General features: G+C 39.9%; 17 protein-coding genes. 4 read left to right on the top strand and 13 right to left on the bottom strand.

The features are described 5' to 3' along the window. Both L2737_RS03545 and L2737_RS03540 read right to left on the bottom strand, forming a co-directional pair. Window positions 1-2,073: a TonB-dependent receptor plug domain-containing protein gene (locus L2737_RS03545; protein WP_248954794.1), complete on the bottom strand. Its 2,073-nt coding sequence runs from the start codon at window positions 2,071-2,073 to the stop codon at window positions 1-3. Window positions 2,074-2,281: 208 nt separating this feature from the next. After that, window positions 2,282-3,808 carry a helix-turn-helix domain-containing protein gene (locus L2737_RS03540; RefSeq protein WP_248954793.1) on the bottom strand — a complete coding sequence of 509 codons (1,527 nt, stop codon included), beginning with the start codon at window positions 3,806-3,808 and terminating at the stop codon, window positions 2,282-2,284. 211 nt (window positions 3,809-4,019) lie between these two features. Between L2737_RS03540 and L2737_RS03535 the strand changes: the two genes are divergently transcribed. Continuing rightward, a complete protein-coding gene (locus L2737_RS03535; protein ID WP_248954792.1) occupies window positions 4,020-4,925 on the top strand; it encodes a substrate-binding domain-containing protein in 906 nt (301 codons plus the stop codon). 123 nt (window positions 4,926-5,048) lie between these two features. Then, window positions 5,049-7,238, top strand: a complete 2,190-nt coding sequence (locus L2737_RS03530; RefSeq protein WP_248954791.1) for a sensor domain-containing diguanylate cyclase — start codon at window positions 5,049-5,051, stop codon at window positions 7,236-7,238. Here L2737_RS03530 and L2737_RS03525 read toward each other — a convergent pair. Continuing rightward, entirely contained in the window at window positions 7,219-8,673 is a 1,455-nt protein-coding gene (locus L2737_RS03525; RefSeq protein WP_248954790.1) for an alpha/beta hydrolase, read from the bottom strand. The two genes, L2737_RS03530 and L2737_RS03525, sit on opposite strands and share 20 nt — an antisense overlap. A gap of 106 nt (window positions 8,674-8,779) precedes the next feature. On the opposite strand from L2737_RS03525, the gene L2737_RS03520 reads away from it, so the two are divergent. Further along, window positions 8,780-9,358, top strand: coding sequence for a DUF6942 family protein (locus L2737_RS03520; RefSeq protein ID WP_248954789.1), 579 nt, complete (start codon window positions 8,780-8,782; stop codon window positions 9,356-9,358). A gap of 31 nt (window positions 9,359-9,389) precedes the next feature. Here L2737_RS03520 and nadE read toward each other — a convergent pair whose 3' ends face one another. The 9 genes from nadE to L2737_RS03475 all read right to left on the bottom strand — a co-directional run bounded on the left by nadE (window position 9,390) and on the right by L2737_RS03475 (window position 18,355). After that, a complete protein-coding gene (gene nadE / locus L2737_RS03515) occupies window positions 9,390-10,220 on the bottom strand; it encodes an NAD(+) synthase (RefSeq protein ID WP_229368815.1) in 831 nt (276 codons plus the stop codon). A gap of 246 nt (window positions 10,221-10,466) precedes the next feature. Beyond that, the gene (locus tag L2737_RS03510) at window positions 10,467-11,771 is read right to left on the bottom strand and encodes an inosine/guanosine kinase (protein WP_248954788.1); all 1,305 of its coding nucleotides are present in this window, start codon (window positions 11,769-11,771) and stop codon (window positions 10,467-10,469) included. A gap of 232 nt (window positions 11,772-12,003) precedes the next feature. Then, complete coding sequence (gene adk, locus L2737_RS03505; protein ID WP_102528409.1) at window positions 12,004-12,648, bottom strand: adenylate kinase; 645 nt, start codon at window positions 12,646-12,648, stop codon at window positions 12,004-12,006. A 133-nt stretch (window positions 12,649-12,781) separates the two neighbouring features. Next, entirely contained in the window at window positions 12,782-13,645 is an 864-nt protein-coding gene (locus tag L2737_RS03500; protein ID WP_229368817.1) for a co-chaperone YbbN, read from the bottom strand. A 103-nt stretch (window positions 13,646-13,748) separates the two neighbouring features. Continuing rightward, complete coding sequence (gene htpG, locus L2737_RS03495; RefSeq protein WP_102528411.1) at window positions 13,749-15,668, bottom strand: molecular chaperone HtpG; 1,920 nt, start codon at window positions 15,666-15,668, stop codon at window positions 13,749-13,751. Between the two features lie 300 nt (window positions 15,669-15,968). Further along, window positions 15,969-16,568: a recombination mediator RecR gene (gene recR / locus L2737_RS03490; RefSeq protein WP_248954787.1), complete on the bottom strand. Its 600-nt coding sequence runs from the start codon at window positions 16,566-16,568 to the stop codon at window positions 15,969-15,971. Window positions 16,569-16,745: 177 nt separating this feature from the next. Continuing rightward, window positions 16,746-16,979, bottom strand: coding sequence for a helix-turn-helix transcriptional regulator (locus L2737_RS03485; protein ID WP_102528413.1), 234 nt, complete (start codon window positions 16,977-16,979; stop codon window positions 16,746-16,748). Then, complete coding sequence (locus tag L2737_RS03480) at window positions 16,972-17,469, bottom strand: hypothetical protein (RefSeq protein WP_102528414.1); 498 nt, start codon at window positions 17,467-17,469, stop codon at window positions 16,972-16,974. The genes L2737_RS03485 and L2737_RS03480 overlap by 8 nt, the downstream gene beginning before the upstream one ends. A gap of 535 nt (window positions 17,470-18,004) precedes the next feature. After that, window positions 18,005-18,355, bottom strand: coding sequence for a putative quinol monooxygenase (locus L2737_RS03475; RefSeq protein WP_102528415.1), 351 nt, complete (start codon window positions 18,353-18,355; stop codon window positions 18,005-18,007). 297 nt (window positions 18,356-18,652) lie between these two features. Here L2737_RS03475 and L2737_RS03470 point away from each other — a divergent pair, with 297 nt between their 5' ends. Then, window positions 18,653-18,832: a DUF6435 family protein gene (locus L2737_RS03470; RefSeq protein ID WP_248954786.1), complete on the top strand. Its 180-nt coding sequence runs from the start codon at window positions 18,653-18,655 to the stop codon at window positions 18,830-18,832. Window positions 18,833-19,072: 240 nt separating this feature from the next. Here L2737_RS03470 and L2737_RS03465 read toward each other — a convergent pair whose 3' ends face one another. Beyond that, entirely contained in the window at window positions 19,073-19,402 is a 330-nt protein-coding gene (locus L2737_RS03465) for a YbaB/EbfC family nucleoid-associated protein (RefSeq protein WP_102528417.1), read from the bottom strand. Window positions 19,403-19,472: the final 70 nt, after the last annotated feature.

Here is a 19,472-nt window from a genome sequence, read left to right as displayed (position 1 = left end):
CTACAGCTGCCAGTTAATACCAACAAAGATCTGTCTTCCTGCTTGAGGCAAGGCTTCACTTTGGTAGTAGTTCACATCGAGTAAGTTTGTCGCACGGATATACGCTTCTAAATTATCTACCATCAACGGTTGCACAATATTGATATCAACTAACGTGTAGTTATCAACTTCATTTCGTACGGATATGGTTTCGTCAGCGACCTTTTCACTGGTGTAGTAAATTTGATCTGCAATATACTCAACATTAAAATTTACATTTAAACCAAAATCAAATTGGTATGCGCCCTGAAATCTAAACTGATGTTTTGGGCGGTATTCTAATTCGCTCATGACATCATTATCTGAATCTTCTGAGTCTAAGTAGCTATAAGAGACCGTTAGATCTAGATCATCGAAGTATTCATTTTTAACTGAAAAATCCACCCCTTTAAAAGCGTAGTTACTGATGTTTTGATAAACGCCATCAGTATCTTTAGCAATGTAATTCTCAGCGTCAGTATAGTAACCAGTGATATCCATACTGGTGTTATAGGCAAAACCTTGATTTAGGCCTAATTCAAAATGGGCTGATTCTTCTGGTTCAAGGTCGCTATTACCAGATGATTGAGAATAGAGGTTTCTCAATGAAGCGAAACGTACTTTACGGGCAATACCTGCGTGTAATTTGCTATCTTCTGCTACTCGCCAATAACTAGAAATTTGGGCTGAGTAGTTGGTGTCGTCACCTTCGTCACGTTCCTGACTATGAGCAGCACCACCAATAGTCACACCATAGTGATCATTATGTTGATACTGATACTCAACAGCTAAAGTATTCAGCCAGCCATCTTTATTAAAGTCATCACTTGAGCCAGAACCTGAACCGCCACCAGAGCCACCTCCCGAACCCGAGCCTGAACCCGAACCTGAGCCTGAACCAGAACCAGAACCAGAACCACTAGATGCTGTATTAGTGTCGCTTTCAGCTTCAAAGTTTACCGACTCCCAGCTTTGTTTTTCACTGATAATTGAGCCTGTTAATAAACCCGCAGTGTCAAAATCTGCAATCAGTTGTAAATTACCACCTTGAACAGTGGATATGCCGTCTTGAGTTGAAGAAATATCGCTGTAATCACTGCTGGTATATGCGGTTTCAAAGACCTGACTCTCATTGTGGTAGCCGTAGCCACGTAACGCTAAAGTATCCGAAAATTTATGGGCGAAACCTAACTGCATGATAGTGCTTTCAAAGTCATCAACACGTTCATATTTTGATTTATTCGTGCCAGAGCCATCGACACTCGGTTTGCCCCAGCTTCCAGATTTATAGTTTAGATTAGCGGTTAACATAGTATCGTCAGAGACAAAATAGCTGCCTTGGGCATAGAAATTATCCAAGGTTTTATCTGAATTTAAGCGAGTATCACCAGATTGTTCATCTGTGTCTTCTAAATCTGACGACACAGGGAAACCATCTGTTTGCTGACGGTTGTAACTCATAAATCCTTGCCACTTTTCGCCGCTGCCCGCTAAATTGATGTTGCCATTAAAGGTGTCATTTTCAGCAAACTCAATATTGCCAGACACACTCGGCGCACTATCACCTTGTCTGGTGATAATGTTGATCACACCTCCTGCGCCACCAGGACCATACAAGACTGATGAAGGGCCGACTGAAACTTCAACAGACTCTATTTGTGAGGCAGGAATGACACTGGGATCAAACTGACCATCTTCAGCATCATTTGCAGGCACTCCGTTGATAAGATAAATAACATGACGCGCTTTAAATCCACGAATATCTACTCTCGGGGTGCCTTGACCGCCAACTCGTACGTATATTCCGGGTACATTAGCTAACAGCAAATCAAGACTTTGCACACCAGATGCTTCAATCTCTTCTCGGGAAATATTCCAGTGAGTCATAGATGCTTCTGCAGCTGTTGGTCCTTCTCCCTTCACAACAATCACTTCTTGGATTTTTAATAAAGGATCTCTTTCAAAGCTTTCAGCATGAAGGGTAAAGCTCGCTAAAACAGCTAGGGAAAGTATCGAAAAGTGCAGTGGTTTATGCGCAGACTTGATCATATTCATTGTGTAACAACGTCCTAATTGTGCAATCTCATTTGATTGCGAACATTGTTACGTCCACTCAGATAAAGCTCAACAAAGAGGCATTAAAACTACTACAGACACGACAAAAGCTAATAAAATGGAAATTAAAAAACCAAAAAAGGACAAAATGTCCTTTAATCATGTTCAAAAAATAACAAATGCTTTAATAAAGATAATGTGACCCAGACTAGTGCATCACTTCATCAGTCCATTCCGTTATCTTTCTATCGATGGTTTTACGAGATATGCTTAAATGTTTTGCCGCAAGTTGTCTATTACCCTGGTAAAGTTTCATAACACGTAATATATGGGCTTTTTCTATTTGCTTAACGTCCCATTCAATAGGGAAAAAGTGTTGATTCGCATTATTCGGTTCATCACTGGCTTTGGCTTCTGTTTGCTGACAATCCGTTTGGGCGCTTTGCTTAAAATATTCATTGGGTAATAAATCCATCAATAAGCATTGTTCTACCGCATTCTTAAGTTGTTGAATGTTTCCCGGCCAGCCATATTCCGTCAGGCTTTGGAAATCTGTCACTCGCCAGCTTTGATAACGATTGAGTAAATCTACTCGACAGCTTTCACTATTAGTCATCAATTGATTGGCAAATAACTTGACCAATAGGACAATATCTTCACTACGCTGGTGTAGTAATGGGATTTCTATGGTTAACCCTGCAAGTTTAAAATACAACTCTGATGAAAAGGCACCATTTTGAACGCGCTTTAACAAGGAAGTACAGCTTAAACTCACCAATCTTACTTTGGATTGATTCAGCGGTATCGTGTCTAACCATTGCATCAAGGCAATTTGGCCTTCAATTGAAATCTCGTCTAAATGGCCCAGTACAATGAAAGTAATCTCATTATTGCCGCAAATAAGTTCATCATTTAACTTATGTAATAACTCACCTCGACAATCTATATTCACTCGTCTGCTTGGGGTTTGAGATAATAACAGTAGCTGCCTAACAGCCAATTTTTTACCTGTACCTGATTGACCCTCAATCAATAAAGGACTGCGACTTAAGCTTGCATGGTACAAGTTTGCCTTTAAATCTTGCGCCGCTTTGCTGTCACCGATGCATAAAGACAGTTCAACATTAGGCAGACTTGCGCTAGTTTGTTTCGAGGTAAAACAATCTGAATTTGATAAGGTATTAGGCTGAGTAAGCGCCCAACGTGATAACACACGCTCAAGTTGCGACGTCTGAACGGGTTTATTAATCCAATCTCTTGCACCAACCTGCATCATGGCCAGCAAGTTCTCTGCTTCAAATGTACGGCTTAACACCATGAAGTTTTGGGGATAGATAGGCTCTAATTCGATAGGGGCTGGTTCTATAGACTTTGGTTCTAAAGACTTTGGTTCTAAAAACTCTGATTCTATAAAATCTGGTTCTATAAAATCTGGTTCGCTTGAATAAGCAACATATGGTGGTTGATGTCTACTTGCTAACACTTTGGCAAATGTGTCAACTTGCTTAATATCAATAATAGTTAAATGAAAATTAAATCGTCTATAACAGACTACCGCTAATTCTACCGTTCTAGCATGTTGAACTAAGCCAAAATACTGAGACAAGGTGGGGGCCATTTTTTGCCATACACTTAAATCCGGCTCTATCACTAAGACTGCTGCATCTAACTTTGCACTTATCACATCTGAAACATTAGCACCAAAGCTATGGTCAGTTAAGTTTGCCTTATTCATTAGCTGGTACCATAAGCATAAGTCATTAAATGAGATCTATTATCAAAAAAAGTTTATGCAAGTATCATCTCAAAGCATAGGCTAAATACAAGTAGCAAAAATCCAACATTGCCCACAAATATTAACTTTTGCTGATAAGTTCATTTGCAAGTTAAACGGCAATAATTACACTAACTTATGTCGACCCCATGCCTAACTTCCTAGGAATATTATGCCGATTGATTCCAACATCATCTATATGAGCACTAAGCAAGTTGCTGAATATTTGGATTTAAACGAGAAAAAAGTTTACTCGATGGCAAATCATCGTATTTTACCAGCGACAAAAGTCACTGGTAAGTGGTTATTTCCTAAAGTATTAATCGATAGATGGTTAATGGACTCATGCCATAGCGGTATGTTGTCAGATAGAATGCATATCACTGGCAGTGATGATCCTCTACTGTCTATGTTAGTTGCGCAGTTAATGTCTGAGGGCGACCATCAAGAAATCATCAGTTACAGCTCCACAGGTTCTAAATCAGGTTTAGAGTTACTTTCTCGCGGATATGCCGATGTGTGCAGTATTCATTGGGAAAGCCAACAGGGAAACCGAGACAGTTTATTCAAACTATTAAAAAGTTACCCAAATCATCAGCAATGGATACTCGTCAGTGGTTATGAAAGACATCAAGGTTTGATGGTTCGTAAAGAAATGGCATCACTTTTTGACAGCAATATTGCCGTGCCTGAGCAGCCACTTAGATGGGTTTCTCGTCAAAAAGGTGCTGGTAGTCAACGTCATTTGGAGCATTGGTTAACGCAGCAAAATGTGAATATCGAGACCTTGTTATATACCGCCACCGCGCAATCTGAACGTGAATTAGCGGGATATATTGCTCGAGAGAATGCCGATATCGGTTTTGGCTGTCAGGCTGTAGCAGCAGAAAGTGGTTTACACTTTATCCCCAAGCTCACTGAATCATTTGATTTTGTTATGTCACAGAGCATCTTTTTTAGACGACAGCTACAAGCCTTGCTGGGATTACTAAACCAGCCACAAACTGCACAACTTGCAAATTTACTATCGGGTTATCAATTAAATAAAAGTGGCGAGCTGCTTTGGCGTGGTCAATAATCAATCGACATCATCAGGTACATAAATAGCATCACAAACTAAATCATCCTCAAATACTTCAAAGGCTTGTACATGCTGAATAAGGCAGGTAATATTTTTTAGAATAATGAAAAGGATGACTCATTGAATAACAAAAGCTTCAACTCTCAACACCTCGTATTTGCACTTGTTTTAGGTGTGATTGGTTTTATTATCAATTGTTACCCCATTCCTATTTTTGCCAATGTCCAATTGGTGCTTGGTAACACCTTTACAATTATCTCTGCTGTAATTTTAGGTCCTGGATACGCCCTAATTACCGCACTCTTGAGTGCTTCAGGGTTAATGTTCACCTGGGACAGCCCGCACGTCTATTTAATTTTTGGTGTCGAAGCCCTGTTTATCGGCTATTCCCGCAGAAAAGGGGTATATCCATTATATGGTAGCGCTTTATATTGGCTAACCATTGGCATGCCATTAACATATCTTTATATGACAACCTTCAGTGACCTTCCCGACAGTCATATGTTGTTTGCCATCATCAAACAAAGTATTAATGGGCTCATCTACGCGAGTTTAGGTTCATTATTGATTGTGTTAATCCCTAAGCTTTGGTCAATCAACGGTCAAGGCACTCCCAAAGCACGTCGCTCTTTTAATGGCCAAGTCACCTACTTCATGACTTTGATGTTGACCCTATGTTTACTTATTTCTGCTTTAACCTTTAACTATTTATTTTTAGCAAAGCAGCAAACCTTATTGCAGCGTAACTTAACCGATACCACAGTGCATCTAAGCTCTGCTACCGAGCAGTATATTGAAAATCACAAGAAGGTCATTGAAAACGCGGCAAACTTCCTTAGTTTGGCTAATAGCAATGCCGACTCTTGGCAACCAATGATAAGTAAGTTACACAGTAATTATCCGAGCTTTATCACCATGTTGATTGCAAATAATGATGCAAAGGTCGTTGCAGGCAGTCCAGGTGCGATGATGTTGGACGAAAATAACCAACTCAAAGATATGTCGATAAAGGATAGAGATTATTTTATTGAATCATTCCACAATCGTCGTTTGTTTGTCTCATCAGTTTTTCAAGGACGCGGATTTGGTAACGATTCCATTGTCGCAATTAGCGCACCGTTTTATAGCGATAATAATAAAATCCATGTTACAGGTATTATCGAAGGCTCATTAGATTTACGTTTCTTCTCCAGTATTGATAATAAGAATACCTTTGGAGATAAAGAGATGCTGATATTGGTGGATGAAAATAATCACATTATTTATGCTACTCCAGAACTTGAATTAACAGAACATCAAGAGTTTCAGTATTCTGATGATAAAGGTAACTATCACACAGCCTTAGACGTGATAAAAATTAGTAATTTCGAATCGACATCACCCGATCATGTCTATGCTAAAAAGCAGTTAAAAAATGGCTGGCAGCTTTATGTACTTCAACCTTTATCTCCACTGTTAAAAACGGCAGAAACCCAAATGCTGGGGACATTTATCCTGCTCATTATCTCAATTATATTAACTTCACTCATTTCGAGGAAGGTATGTAAGCTACTGACAGCCCCATTAGAAATCGTCGCCAATCAATTTGGTGAAATGAGTAATGAGGAATTAAAAAGCCAAGTTGTCGATGAGAACTCATCGAAAGAAGTGTTTAACTTATATCAACGCTTAACCTCAAGTAAACGAGCCTTGTTAAAGCATCAACTTGAGCTTGAAGAAACCGTTGCTATCCGCACTGATGAATTAGAACAAGCCAATCAAAAGTTACTCGCTTTAGTTGAGGAAGATCCACTAACAGGTTTGAAAAACCGCCGTTATGCTGAAGATAAATTTGATGCATTATTGGACTTTTGTTTACGCGGCGAGCATGCAATAACTATCGTTATTCTTGATTTGGACTTCTTCAAAAAAGTGAATGATACTTATGGTCACCTTGCTGGTGATGAGTGTTTACGTGTCGTCTCTACATTACTTCAAAATGAATTTAAGCGTGATACCGATATTGTATCCCGTTACGGTGGAGAAGAGTTTTTACTTATCTTGCCACTGTCTAACGCACTTAAAATTGAGCAACATTTAAATAATTTCAAACAAAAATTATCTGAGTTGGTTATTACCTCCCCTACAGATAACCAGCAGTTTTCAGTCACGACCAGTATTGGTGCGATTACAGCTAATGCGAGTTTTTCCGCTGACATCGATGTCTGGATAAAAGTTGCCGATGACAACCTTTATGCAGCTAAAGAGCAAGGCAGGAATAAAGTTATCATTAATGTCGTGAACGATGACACTATTGAGCAGAAGGTTTAATAAACTGTTCCATTTGTTCAATCATATAAGGGTAAAAAGGGTTCCATTTTTGCCTTAACATTTCAGCAGCGGGGATCCCAAATAGGCCTCGCTCCCCCTTAAATATGGCTTGGCCAATTTGAATATGAGGGTTTTGCTTTTGATAATGTGGTCCATATAAAGGATCTAATTCAGGAATCGGCAAAGCCACATGTGATAATGAATAAACGCCTAATGGCCATGTTAATGGCATCCCATTTTCAGCTTTAACTTCTCCTCCTACGAAGATCCGCTCCTGAACATAATGATCGCGTTCATGATCATTCTCAATCATATTCAGCTGATAATTCATCGGCAAATCAGCCCAAAGTGATGCCATTTCATTAAGTGGATCATTAGTGATTAACTGATGGTTATTGGGGTTACGGTTAATATCAAATACAACTAAACGATGTTTGTTTTCTGGCAGGTATTGATATAAATTCTGGATCACTGCAGCTGAAGAAACCGTATCATCAGCGATAGATTGAAAGGTCAATACAGGCGGGATATGTTGCTTCTGTTCTTGCGTTAGTAATTGGACAATATCAAGGTTACGCTGGGCTAATTGATAAACCACATCACCCGCATTAACTGCAAATGAAGTATATTTAAACGGGTCATATTCAACCGATATACTATTCCAAAATAGCTTTTCATAACCTAATACATTTCCAAGCAATGCTTGCCATTTTGCTCCAGCAGCAATTGGTGCAAGCCCTATCGCTGGCGAGATAAACACCATACCTTGGTAATCGGCTGACTTATTCGATGCAATGCGTTCGAGCTCTAGGTTTAACGCCAGCGCTGCTCCCGTTGAAAAGCCCACGACATATAAAGGTTTACCATTCAGTTTAGCCTTCATATGACTGGTTGCTAGTGCTACTGCGCTCACAAGATCTGGCCAAGTGATTTCAGCCAATCCAGCAGGAATAGTGCCATGTCCAGGCAAGCGTAAACCTAGTACATGCGCAGATTGTTTAAACTCTTTTGCCAAATGCGATATAGCATAAGGTGAGTCAGACATACCGTGAATGAATAACACACCAAACTCGGCTTGTTCATTTTGCCATTCAAAAGAACGGTTCCAATTAATGTCCCAAATATTAGGATCTGACAAACTCCCCGACTCATAACGGTTAATCACTGAAGGTATCTCGGGAATATATTGTTGATAAATTTTGCTATCAAGCTCTGCAAAGAGTTTGTCTTCTAGAGTGAGGTACTCTGTAAAAGTGTTTATACCAGATTGCTGATGAAACTCTTGTGTTAAATGGGTGGTATGCCAAGGGTCTAATTCTGCGCGAGCATTCAGTAACCAAACGATGGCAACCAATAAAGCGATGACACTGCCTATAAAACCGTAAATAGCAAAAAATAATGCATGTTTTGTTGAGCCTATAACAATGGCTTTCATCAATCTGTCCTTGATACTATTTACAATTAAACAACTAAAAATTGAGCTTACTGATATGGCTAATAGTGAGTTATAGTCTAGCTTATATTAATGATAATCTAAGAAAATGATTGAATTAACAGACAATAATATGACATCAAACCTCTCGTTAGAAAATACCCAATCGACTTGTATCGGTAATAAAAATACTGACATCGCATTTTACTTACCTAACCCACCGACTCTACCAGCCAATATTCACTATGATAACCCGCACTTTATCAAACAAATTATTGAGCTAAACGGCAATCATTGGCGAAAAATTGTCACTATTATGGCTAAAATTATTGCCCACTCTGATTCTGCGGATGCGTGGCGAGAATGCCGAGAAGAACTATTTTTACCATCAACCCAAAAGTTTACCGTTAAATTATTAATCAACCACACCACGCTTAATCCTGATGCAAAAGTGCATATCATTTGTGGTCAACAGGCGTTAGAGGAGTTGCAACAGCACGCTTTGTCAAAGGCTGAGTCATTAAACAATTTCGATATAAATCAAGCTATATTGCACGCTAAGCCAATAGATGAAAAACAAAAAATAATGGCGCATAAGCAGGTGCTTATTACGCCATATTTAGATTATCGTCAATTTTCGAATCAACAAATAAGTGTCGTCAGAGATTACATTAACAAGCTGCTTTAAAGGATACTCGTTTAGTCAGTCGCCACAAATGTTAATCATAAATCGTTGGGATCGGCTGACGTTTATGCTGAGTGCGTTTATAGATGCCAATTAATTTGTCTTCTACGCTCGAATCAACGGTTTTACCTTCTAAAAAGTCATCGATTTGATCATATGAAAGCCCAAGGGCGACTTCATCTTCAAGTTGCGGTTTATCATCTTCTAAATCCGCTGTTGGTGCTTTCTTAACAAGTACATCTGGCGCACCTAAAAAGCTCGCTAGCTGGCGTACTTGGCGTTTATTTAAACCAAATAATGGCGCTAAATCACAAGCGCCGTCACCAAATTTGGTGTAAAAACCAGTAATATTTTCAGCGCTATGATCGGTACCAACCACTAGACCACCAGTAAGGCCAGCAATATGATACTGAGCAATCATTCGCATACGGGCTTTAACGTTACCACGAACAAAATCGAGATTGTCATTTTCAGCTACCGCGATCCCAGCATCCTCAAGCCCGGATACTGTAGCGTTATGCACACCAACCACACCATCAGCAATATTGACGGTCACTTGCTTTGAAGGCTGGATAAATTGACACGCCAATTGCGCTTCATCTTCATCTTTTTGAACTTGATAAGGCAAGCGCACTGCTACGAATTGATAAACTTGCTCTGAATTTGATTCATTTAAGCTATCAACCGCTAATTGACATAATCTTCCCGTGACAGATGAGTCAACACCACCACTGATACCTAACACTAAACAGCGAGCGTGCGCTTCAACTAATTTAGTTTTAAGAAAAGCCACTCGGCGCTCAACTTCATAAGCTGGTTCAATAGCCTTAAGTACTTTCATCTCTCTTAAGATTTGTCCCTTCACAATGCTCTCCAATTAGCTATTAGAATTTGATTTAGTTGCCATTTTTATTAGCAGTTGTTCACTGGCCAATAATTCTACTTACTACGAGGTAGTTGCCAGTTACCTCAACATCCTACTGAACTTTGTCTCATCAACCAAGTACATCTTGTGCTTATTTACTTATTATCAATGCCAATAAAAAAGGCGACCATACTGCTATGGTCGCCTTTTAAACAAATTTAAAAACATTGTAAAACTGCAGAAATATTATCTTTCCCAGTATGACTCTTCTAAGCTATCTTCTCGTTCTGGAAGACCGCGAGACAATCTTGGGCTATGTTGTGCTAATACTTCATAAGCCACACGGTTAGCGTATTTACATACTTGCGAGAATGACGAATAACACAAACCATCACGCTGATGTTTACTTGAACCAGGTACATTGGTTTTATGGAAGGTATTCGCCGATAAATCATGCAGTAATGCAGCTAATGCGCCATCGCCTGCACCATTGGTATTTCTGATTAATTCAGGTCCGCCCATATAAGGAGAAATATGCGCAAATACTTTTATCGGCGTTTCACAATCTGCTTTTAATTTAGGACGTGAGAACTCGAAACGGTTAAATTCTGGAATGGCGCCCGGCAATAAAGTATGGCTCGTTGCACGTTTTTCAGAATCTTCAGTATAACCTGCAGTGTATAAGCCTAACGGACCTGCTGTACAAAGTACCATATCAGCCCACTCTAGTGCTGCATCGCTCGCTAGTAACGGGTCACTAAAGCCTGTTAACGCTTCGCCTTCATCTTCATTCATCGCCAAAATAGTCACATTGTCACGAATGAAATCCTGCCACCATTTTGGATCTTCTTGAATTAAAAAGCGCGTACCTAATGTAAGCACTACTGGCACATCTGCCGCTTTAGCATACTCGATCGCTTGCATCGCAGCTGATGTCATGCCATCGCCTTCACTTGCTCGCATTAAATACGCCGTGATCACTAAAGCTGAACTGTTTTGTACCACGTCCTTATCGATATACTCAGGGGTGAGTTTATCCATTGAACCTTTACTAATCGCAAATGTTCTTTCGCCATCTTCAGAGATAAGGGTAAAACAACGGCCAATAGGGCCATCAACGGGTTGCAGGTAGTTTAAATCAACTTTCGAAGAAGTATTACATAGATAACGATATGCATAGCTACCAACCATGATATTTTGGCTCATCACGCCGAACAATACTGAACGGTCATCAGCCAATATGGAGTAGTTGTGAACTGTATTGCCAATGGTGCCACCAGCAAACTCGTCACTGATCATCTCATTGTTTTTTAGCTCATGATAAAGCTCATGGGCTTGTTGGTCATCAATCAGGGTTGAATTCCCTTTTGGCAGACCATAACGGCTTAATAGCTCGTCTTCTACTTTAGCTTCAATATCTACCAAGGTTTGGTCGATACCACAAATATAAGTCGATACTGACTGCTCTTGTTGGGTTAACTGAGCCAGTAACGGATCTCTGTTATTTACCGGAAAATAATGCTTAGATTTGCGTTGACCAGGAAACTTCATCTTAAACTCTCTGAGTAGGCATCCGTGCTATAAAGGATAATGGATTGAAACGGCATTTTGCTTATTACCAAACGCTAATTTTAACACAAAAACAATCAACACCAAGATAGATATCTATCTTTGTTATATTTTGTGATGTTGATTTTATTTATGCCATAAAAAAGCCTGCAATGCAGGCTTTTTTATGAACAACAGCAATTGGATACCGTTGTTTAACACATAACGTAGGCGATTAACCTAGTAACTGTTTAACTTGCTCGCTTACAGCGGCAACAGTTTGTGTTCCATCATACTTAGTGTACTGAGTATTACCTTCAGCAGCCACTTTACCGTAGTACTCTACTAACGGTTTAGTTTGCTCGTGGTAAATACCTAAACGCTTACGTACTGTGGTTTCTTCGTCATCAGGACGGATAGCTAAATCATCACCCGTCACATCATCTTTACCTTCCACTTTTGGTGGGTTGTAAACGAGGTGATAAACACGACCAGAACCAGAGTGAACACGACGGCCACTCATACGTTTAACGATTTCTTCGTCTGGTACATCAATTTCGATAACGTGATCAATTTCGATACCATTAGCAACCATCGCATCTGCTTGAGGAATTGTGCGTGGGAAACCGTCTAATAAGAAACCTTTAACACAATCATCTTGTGCAATGCGTTCTTTAACTAAACCAATAATTAGATCATCTGATACTAACTGGCCCGCATCCATCACTGATTTGGCTTCTAAGCCTAATGCTGTGCCAGCTTTAATTGCTGCACGAAGCATGTCACCAGTTGAGATCTGTGGGATACCGTACTGCTCCATAATAAACTGAGCTTGTGTACCTTTACCGGCACCAGGGGCACCCAATAGTATAATGCGCATCTCAAAAGTCCTCTTTATTGCTTTCATATTTTTAGGCCGCGATTCTCGCACATTTAACCTCTGTTTAGAAGGTTAAAAGCGAAAGAGTTAGACCAATATCTAATACGTCATGACGTACATAAAAGGGTTGCGTTTAATACAGTAAGCTATATAAACGACGGCGATACTGATTAGCTAAGGTGTTGCCTTGGCCTAACGCTGTAAGTATTTCCATAAACACTTGTTTGACTTTGCCATCAGCTGCCGACAAATCTTTTTGTAAAATCACAAATAAACTGTCTAGTGCTTCTTCACCGCGATTAGCTTGATTAAGCGCTTTGGCTAAATCAATTGAAAGTTCAGCATTGTCTGGTTGCTGCTCAAGGGCTTGTTGTAACTGACGAATTTCTGGAGTGTCAGCGGCATCTTCAGCCAAAGTCAGTTTAGCTTTAAGATTTTGATAATAACTGTCTTGATCGGCAAGGCCTATGGTTGCTAGCAGTGTTTTGGCTTCAGCTAATACCCCCAGTTGTAAATAGGTATCAACAAGATATAACCCAACCTCAGCTTTTTCACCTGAATCGGCGTAACCGCTTTTTAGTAGTGCTAACGCTTCTTCTAACTTTTCTTTAGTGACATTTTCGTCAGCTAAAATGGCTTTAGCGGCGTTCACATCTTGAACCCACAGTGCGGGTAAATGCTTATTCAATAGTTCATTAACTTGCTCGGCACTTTGAGTACCAGCAAAACCATCTATCGGCTGGCCTTTATTTAACACAAGGTGCGTCGGTAAACTTTGAATTTGAAAGTAGTTGGCAATTTCTAACTCAGCTTCGCAGTTCACTTTAGCGAGAATAAAGCGACCCGCTTGCTCGTTGGCAATTTGCTCCATCAGCTGCAGCATTTGTACACTTTCAGGCTGTTGCTGCGCCCAAAAAGACATAACAACAAAGTTATCCATTGAGGCATCAACAACCTGCTGAATGTTCTCTTTGGTTAAATTAATAATATGTTCCATCGTGGATCCTTGTTAGCTATCCTTCAAACCAGTATCACACTGGCTATAAATGAATGCTAATAAAAAGCGGACACTCGGTCCGCTTTTTTATAATGAAGAATGTTTACTTCAAGCTAGCAACTAGCATTTCATTGGTTAGCTTAATGAATGCAGATGGATCCGCTAAGCTGCCTTTTTCAGAAAGTTGTGCTTGCTGAAGCAACAAGTCAGCCCAGTTAGCAAATAACTGCTCATCTTGCTCATTGTTCAAACGCTCAACAAGAGGATGATGCGGGTTAATTTCAAACGTTGGCTTAGACTCAGGTACTGGCTGACCAGCTGATTGCATCAACTTGATCATTTGCGATGACATTTCACCTTCACCAGCAACAACACACGCAGGCGTATCAGTTAAACGAGACGTCACTTTAACGTCTGCAACTTTAGCGCCCAACGCTGTTTTCATACGCTCAACTAGCCCTTCAGCTTCACCAGCCAATTTTTCTTGAGCTTCTTTTTCAGCTGCATCTTCAAGTTCGCCAAGTTCTAAATCACCACGGGTTACTGAATGCAGTTTCTTATCTTTAAATTCAGTTAAATGGTTAATTAACCACTCATCGATACGCTCTGACATTAACAGTACTTCAATGTCTTTCTTACGCAGCAATTCAAGGTGTGGGCTGTTTGCTGCCGCTTCATGGCTGTCTGCAACGATGTAATAAATCTTGTCTTGACCTTCTTTCATACGGCTAATGTAGTCATCTAGCGATACGTCAGTGGCTGCTGTGTCATTGTGCGTTGAAGCAAAACGAAGTAAACCAGAGATGCGTTCGCGGTTCGCGAAGTCTTCTGCTGGGCCTTCTTTCAACACTTGACCAAATTCAGCCCAAAATGTTTGATACTTCTCAGCATCATTTTTAGCCATTTTTTCAAGCATGCCTAATACACGCTTAGTCACGCCACCACGAAGTGCTTTGGTTACGCTGTTGTCTTGTAAAATTTCACGTGACACGTTTAATGGTAAATCGTTTGAGTCGATTAACCCTTTAACGAAACGTAAGTAAGTCGGCATGAATTGTTCTGCGTCATCCATGATGAATACACGTTGAACAAATAATTTAAGACCGTTTTTCGCATCACGGTTAAACATATCCCACGGCGCTTTACTTGGGATATACAATAAGCTTGTGTACTCTTGCTTACCTTCAACGCGGTTATGAGACCAACTAGCAGCATCACCATAATCGTGCGAAATATGCTTGTAGAATTCTTGATACTCTTCATCAGAAATATCTGACTTGCTACGAGTCCAAAGCGCAGTGGCTTTGTTCATTGGCTTCCACTGACCTTCAGTGGCAGGAATCGCTTCACCGCCCTCTTCAGTCGCTTCAACCGCAGGTGTGCCTTCTTCAAACATTTCTACTGGTACTGAGATATGATCAGAGTACTTAGTAATGATTGAACGTAAACGTGTATCGTCTGCGTATTCTTTTTCTTCATCACGTAAATGTAGAGTGATTTCAGTACCACGGCTGTTTTTAGTAATGGTATCGACAGTAAAGTCGCCTTCACCTTCTGATTCCCACACAACACCTTGGTTAACATCGGCGCCTGCTGCACGAGTACGAACCGTTACTTTGTCTGCAACGATAAATGCAGAGTAGAAACCCACACCGAACTGACCAATAAGTTGCGAATCTTTTGATTCTTCACCTGACAAGTTTTTGAAGAAATCAGCCGTACCTGATTTTGCAATCGTCCCTAAATGTTCAATTACACCATCACGTGTCATACCGATACCATTATCTTCAATCGTAACGGTGCCTTTTTCTTTATCGGTACTGATACGAACACGCAGTTCAGTATCGTCTTCAAATAAGGTGTTGTCGGTTAATGCAAGGTAACGCAACTTATCAGCCGCATCGGCCGCATTTGAAACTAGTTCACGTAAGAAAATTTCTTTATTTGAATATAAAGAATGGATCATCAGATGAAGAAGTTGTTTTACTTCGGTTTGAAAGCCATGTGTTTCTTGTTGAGACATGAAAATTTCCCTTGGTTTAACGTTAATACTGCAATTGCACTGAAACCGGTTAAGTTTTCAATACAATTAAAATTCTTTGTTACCTAGGAAATGGGGCGTGAAAATGAGTTTTCAAGGGGATTTTTTTCTGATGCCTAAAAAAAACGCAAAAAGGGCTAAATTAGCCCTTTAATATTCAATTTTGCTACGAAGATGATAATTAGACCATTCTTTAGGTAAGTATTAACTCTAGATTCGGGACATATTCACAGTTTTGAATTCAAACAATCAGCTTAGAAGTGTTAAATCAAAAGCATCAGTTTATAGCGGAATACGACCATTAAATGATAAAGCCAGTGTGGTGCTGTCGACATACTCAAGCTCTCCACCCACAGGAACACCATGGGCAATGCGGCTAATCACCACATTATGACGACGAGCAATATCAGCGATAAAGTGCGCAGTTGCGTCGCCTTCGACTGTTGGGTTAGTCGCTAAAATAAGTTCGGTCACATCTTCTGATGATAAATGCTTTTCAAGTAAAGCCAGACCTAACTCTTCTGGTCCGACGCCATCAAGGGGCGACAAATGGCCTAACAGAACAAAGTAACGCCCCATAAAGTGGCCGCCAGCTTCGATAGCCAACACATCAGCAGGGGTTTCTACCACACAAATGGTTCCTGCAGTACCGCGTTTAGGGCTACTGCAAATAGGACATAAATCTTGTTCTGTAAAGGTTCTACAAGCCTGACAATGGCCAACTTCACTCATCGAACGCTCTAGCGCAGTGGCAAGCTTTTGCCCAACTTTGCGGTTACGCTCTAATAATTGAAACGCCATACGTTGAGCAGACTTAGGCCCAACACCAGGTAAACAACGTAACGATTCAATTAACTCATCGACAAGAGGACTAAATTTCATAACCTAAAAACTGCCTTAGCAGTGCAAGTGCACTAAAAAATGGTATCAGCATCGATAATAAACATCGGCTGAAGAATGGGTGAATTATTATCGTAAGCGTTAAAGATTGCAAAGAGTATCTTGGCTATTGGCTTTAGAATTCGCCTTTATAAGACTCATTAATAAACTCACAGCCTGTTAATCAGCGGTTGAGCGATACCGAAAAACCTCCTCTAAGGGCAAATTAAACACCTCTGCAATTTTAAAGGCGACTTCCAGCGTGGGTGAATACTTATTTGACTCTATGGCCATCACGGTTTGTCTTGTAACACCAATTAATTCAGCTAATTGTTTCTGTGTCATTTCATCATGTAAAAAGCGTAAGGTGCGAATAGAGTTAGATATCCCTACCCCTGCATCATTTTTACCCATAAATATCACCCGTACGCCCTTTATATAATTGTACGCCATAATGAGCGAGTTCTGCGGTTAAAAAAGCCACCAGTAAGATATGCAGCGGCAAATGAGGAATCGTTTCAAACAGTATCGTCTCAGCCTGTTGTTCAATACCATATTGTACCATTGCCAGTACAACACCAACTTGTAAGATCATCGCAGAGTATTTATAACCGACTAAATTAATTTGCTTTTCACGTACATCCATAGGTTGATTAAGTTCATCATCGCTCACAAACGCTAAGGCGATATAACTGATGACCATCAGTACAACCGAATAAATGATCACCTCCAATAACACTCCAGAAATCCATACGGTTGAGGCCAATTCTTCAGCTGATGCATAATACATTCTGCTTAAATAAATATAAAAAATATAACCCGTCACAATTAAATCCACTGACAGCGTCACTTCTCTAAAACTGGTTTCTTGCAACCACTGATGTACCTTTTGCAAATTACTCATGTTAACTATACCCCACTCCATGTAAAAAATATTTAACCTGCATATAATTTATGCTTACTTTTTAGACGTGTCAAATATTTTTAACCTGAGGTACAGTATTGAATACTTAAGTTGGATCTCATATGACCTCAGTAGCCTGCCATACCTCAATGAGATTTCATCGATGAATGACATATTAAATCATTAAATTTTAAGACAAATATTTTAAAAAATATAATGTAAAACAAATAAAACAGATGGGTAAAAACGAATAAAGGGAATGATGGTGAGTAAATCTTATTGAGTGGCGAGATGGCTTACGTCACAGAAGACAGAGAACCCAGATGGCAAAATCACAGGGGCTAAAACCACAGGGCTAGCATCACAGAGCATATTAAGTAGAGAGTCCCGCTGCAGGGGCTCTCTGCTTCAAGCACTTAGCACTTAGCACTTAGCACTTAGCACTTAGCACTTAGCACTTAGCACTTAGCACTTAGCACTTAATAAAATCAGTTAAACGAGTTTTATGAGTGAAATGACTTACGCTAGTGCGACATTATTCGTAGATTGGGGCATCATACTCATAGCCTTCATCGGTGTATGCAGTAACGATAGCATCGTCAACCAACCCCGTTTCAGCCTTAACTTGAGTTTCAAAGAAATGTTGAATTTGCTTCCTACGACCATGTGCGGACCATGAATCTGCATTATCCCAAATTTCATTAAAAACGATTGGGTATTCATTTCGACTTGCACTTGAATGATCGATTTGTCGAGTAAGCATGTATTGAATACAACCTTCTTCACGATATGAGTCAGGCTCAAGCGCTTTCAGTATTTCAAATAATTCAGCTTCCTTACCCGCTTTCGGCTTAAACTGAGCCAATACATATACACGACTTGTCATTATATTCCCCTACTTTCCAATTGGTTACTTCCGATGCTAGTACAGTACCTTACAATGCATTATTAACACAACTCGCTATAAGTCATCGCACACTAGCACATATAAAAAATGTATATAAAAGTACAATGATATTTGTGAAGATTTATACATATAACCGACCGCTGCACACCTCAAAGACAACCAAGGGTTTCTTTATATTATAAATTTAATCGTCTGCTATGTTTTAACTTTAGTTGTTAAACCAAACTTCAATGGGGAACGTATTAGAAATAAACAATGAATCATCAGGTGAACCACATGTTGTCAATATTCAAACGTGACCCATTAAAGAAGCTCAAGAAAGCCTATGAAATCAAGCTTGAACAAGCGATGCATGCCCAAAGGAAGGGAGATATTAAATCCTATTCAATGATCACAGCTGAAGCTGAATTAATTGCAGATGAAATACAGGCGCTTGAGAACACATCGAACACTTAACGCCGCTTTAAGCGAAAATGCCCAAGTTATTATCCTTTTATGTAAACACCTATTATCTAAACACTTATTATCTAAACTTATTAAAATGGGCAACCATTATGCTGGCGCTCAACGTCCGCTGGGGGCATTGTAAAAGATGGTTGAAATCAGCTTCTAACAAAAAGCCCAAGTCGATGACTTGGGCTTTTAATTGATTCAACAATCTAGCTTAGCTAAATGCTTAGCCAGTAATTTGTTGTCTTAGAATGGCATTTTCATTCCTGGCGGTAATTGCATACCACCGGTGACTTCTGCCATTTTAGTCTTTTGATTTTCTTCGATGCGACGTGCTGCGTCGTTGAATGCTGCAGCAATAAGGTCTTCCAACATCTCTTTGTCATCTTCCATCAAGCTTGGATCGATATCCACTTTACGGATGTTGTGTGCACCTGTCATAGTGACTTTAACTAAACCTGCACCCGCTTCACCAGTCATTTCTGATTGAGCGATCTCTTCTTGCATTTTAGCCATTTTGTCTTGCATCTGTTGGGCTTGTTTCATTAAGTTGCCCATACCGCCTTTTCCAAACATAGTCTTTTCTCTTAATTAGGTTATTAGCAAGCAGCCAAAGTGGGGCTAATCTTACTGAAAAAAAATAAAT

Source organism: Shewanella electrodiphila (genome assembly GCF_023283985.1).
Taxonomy (GTDB): Bacteria; Pseudomonadota; Gammaproteobacteria; order Enterobacterales; family Shewanellaceae; genus Shewanella; species Shewanella electrodiphila.
The sequence above is the reverse complement of the archived record's forward strand: the minus strand, read 5'-3'. Positions and strand labels throughout refer to the sequence as shown.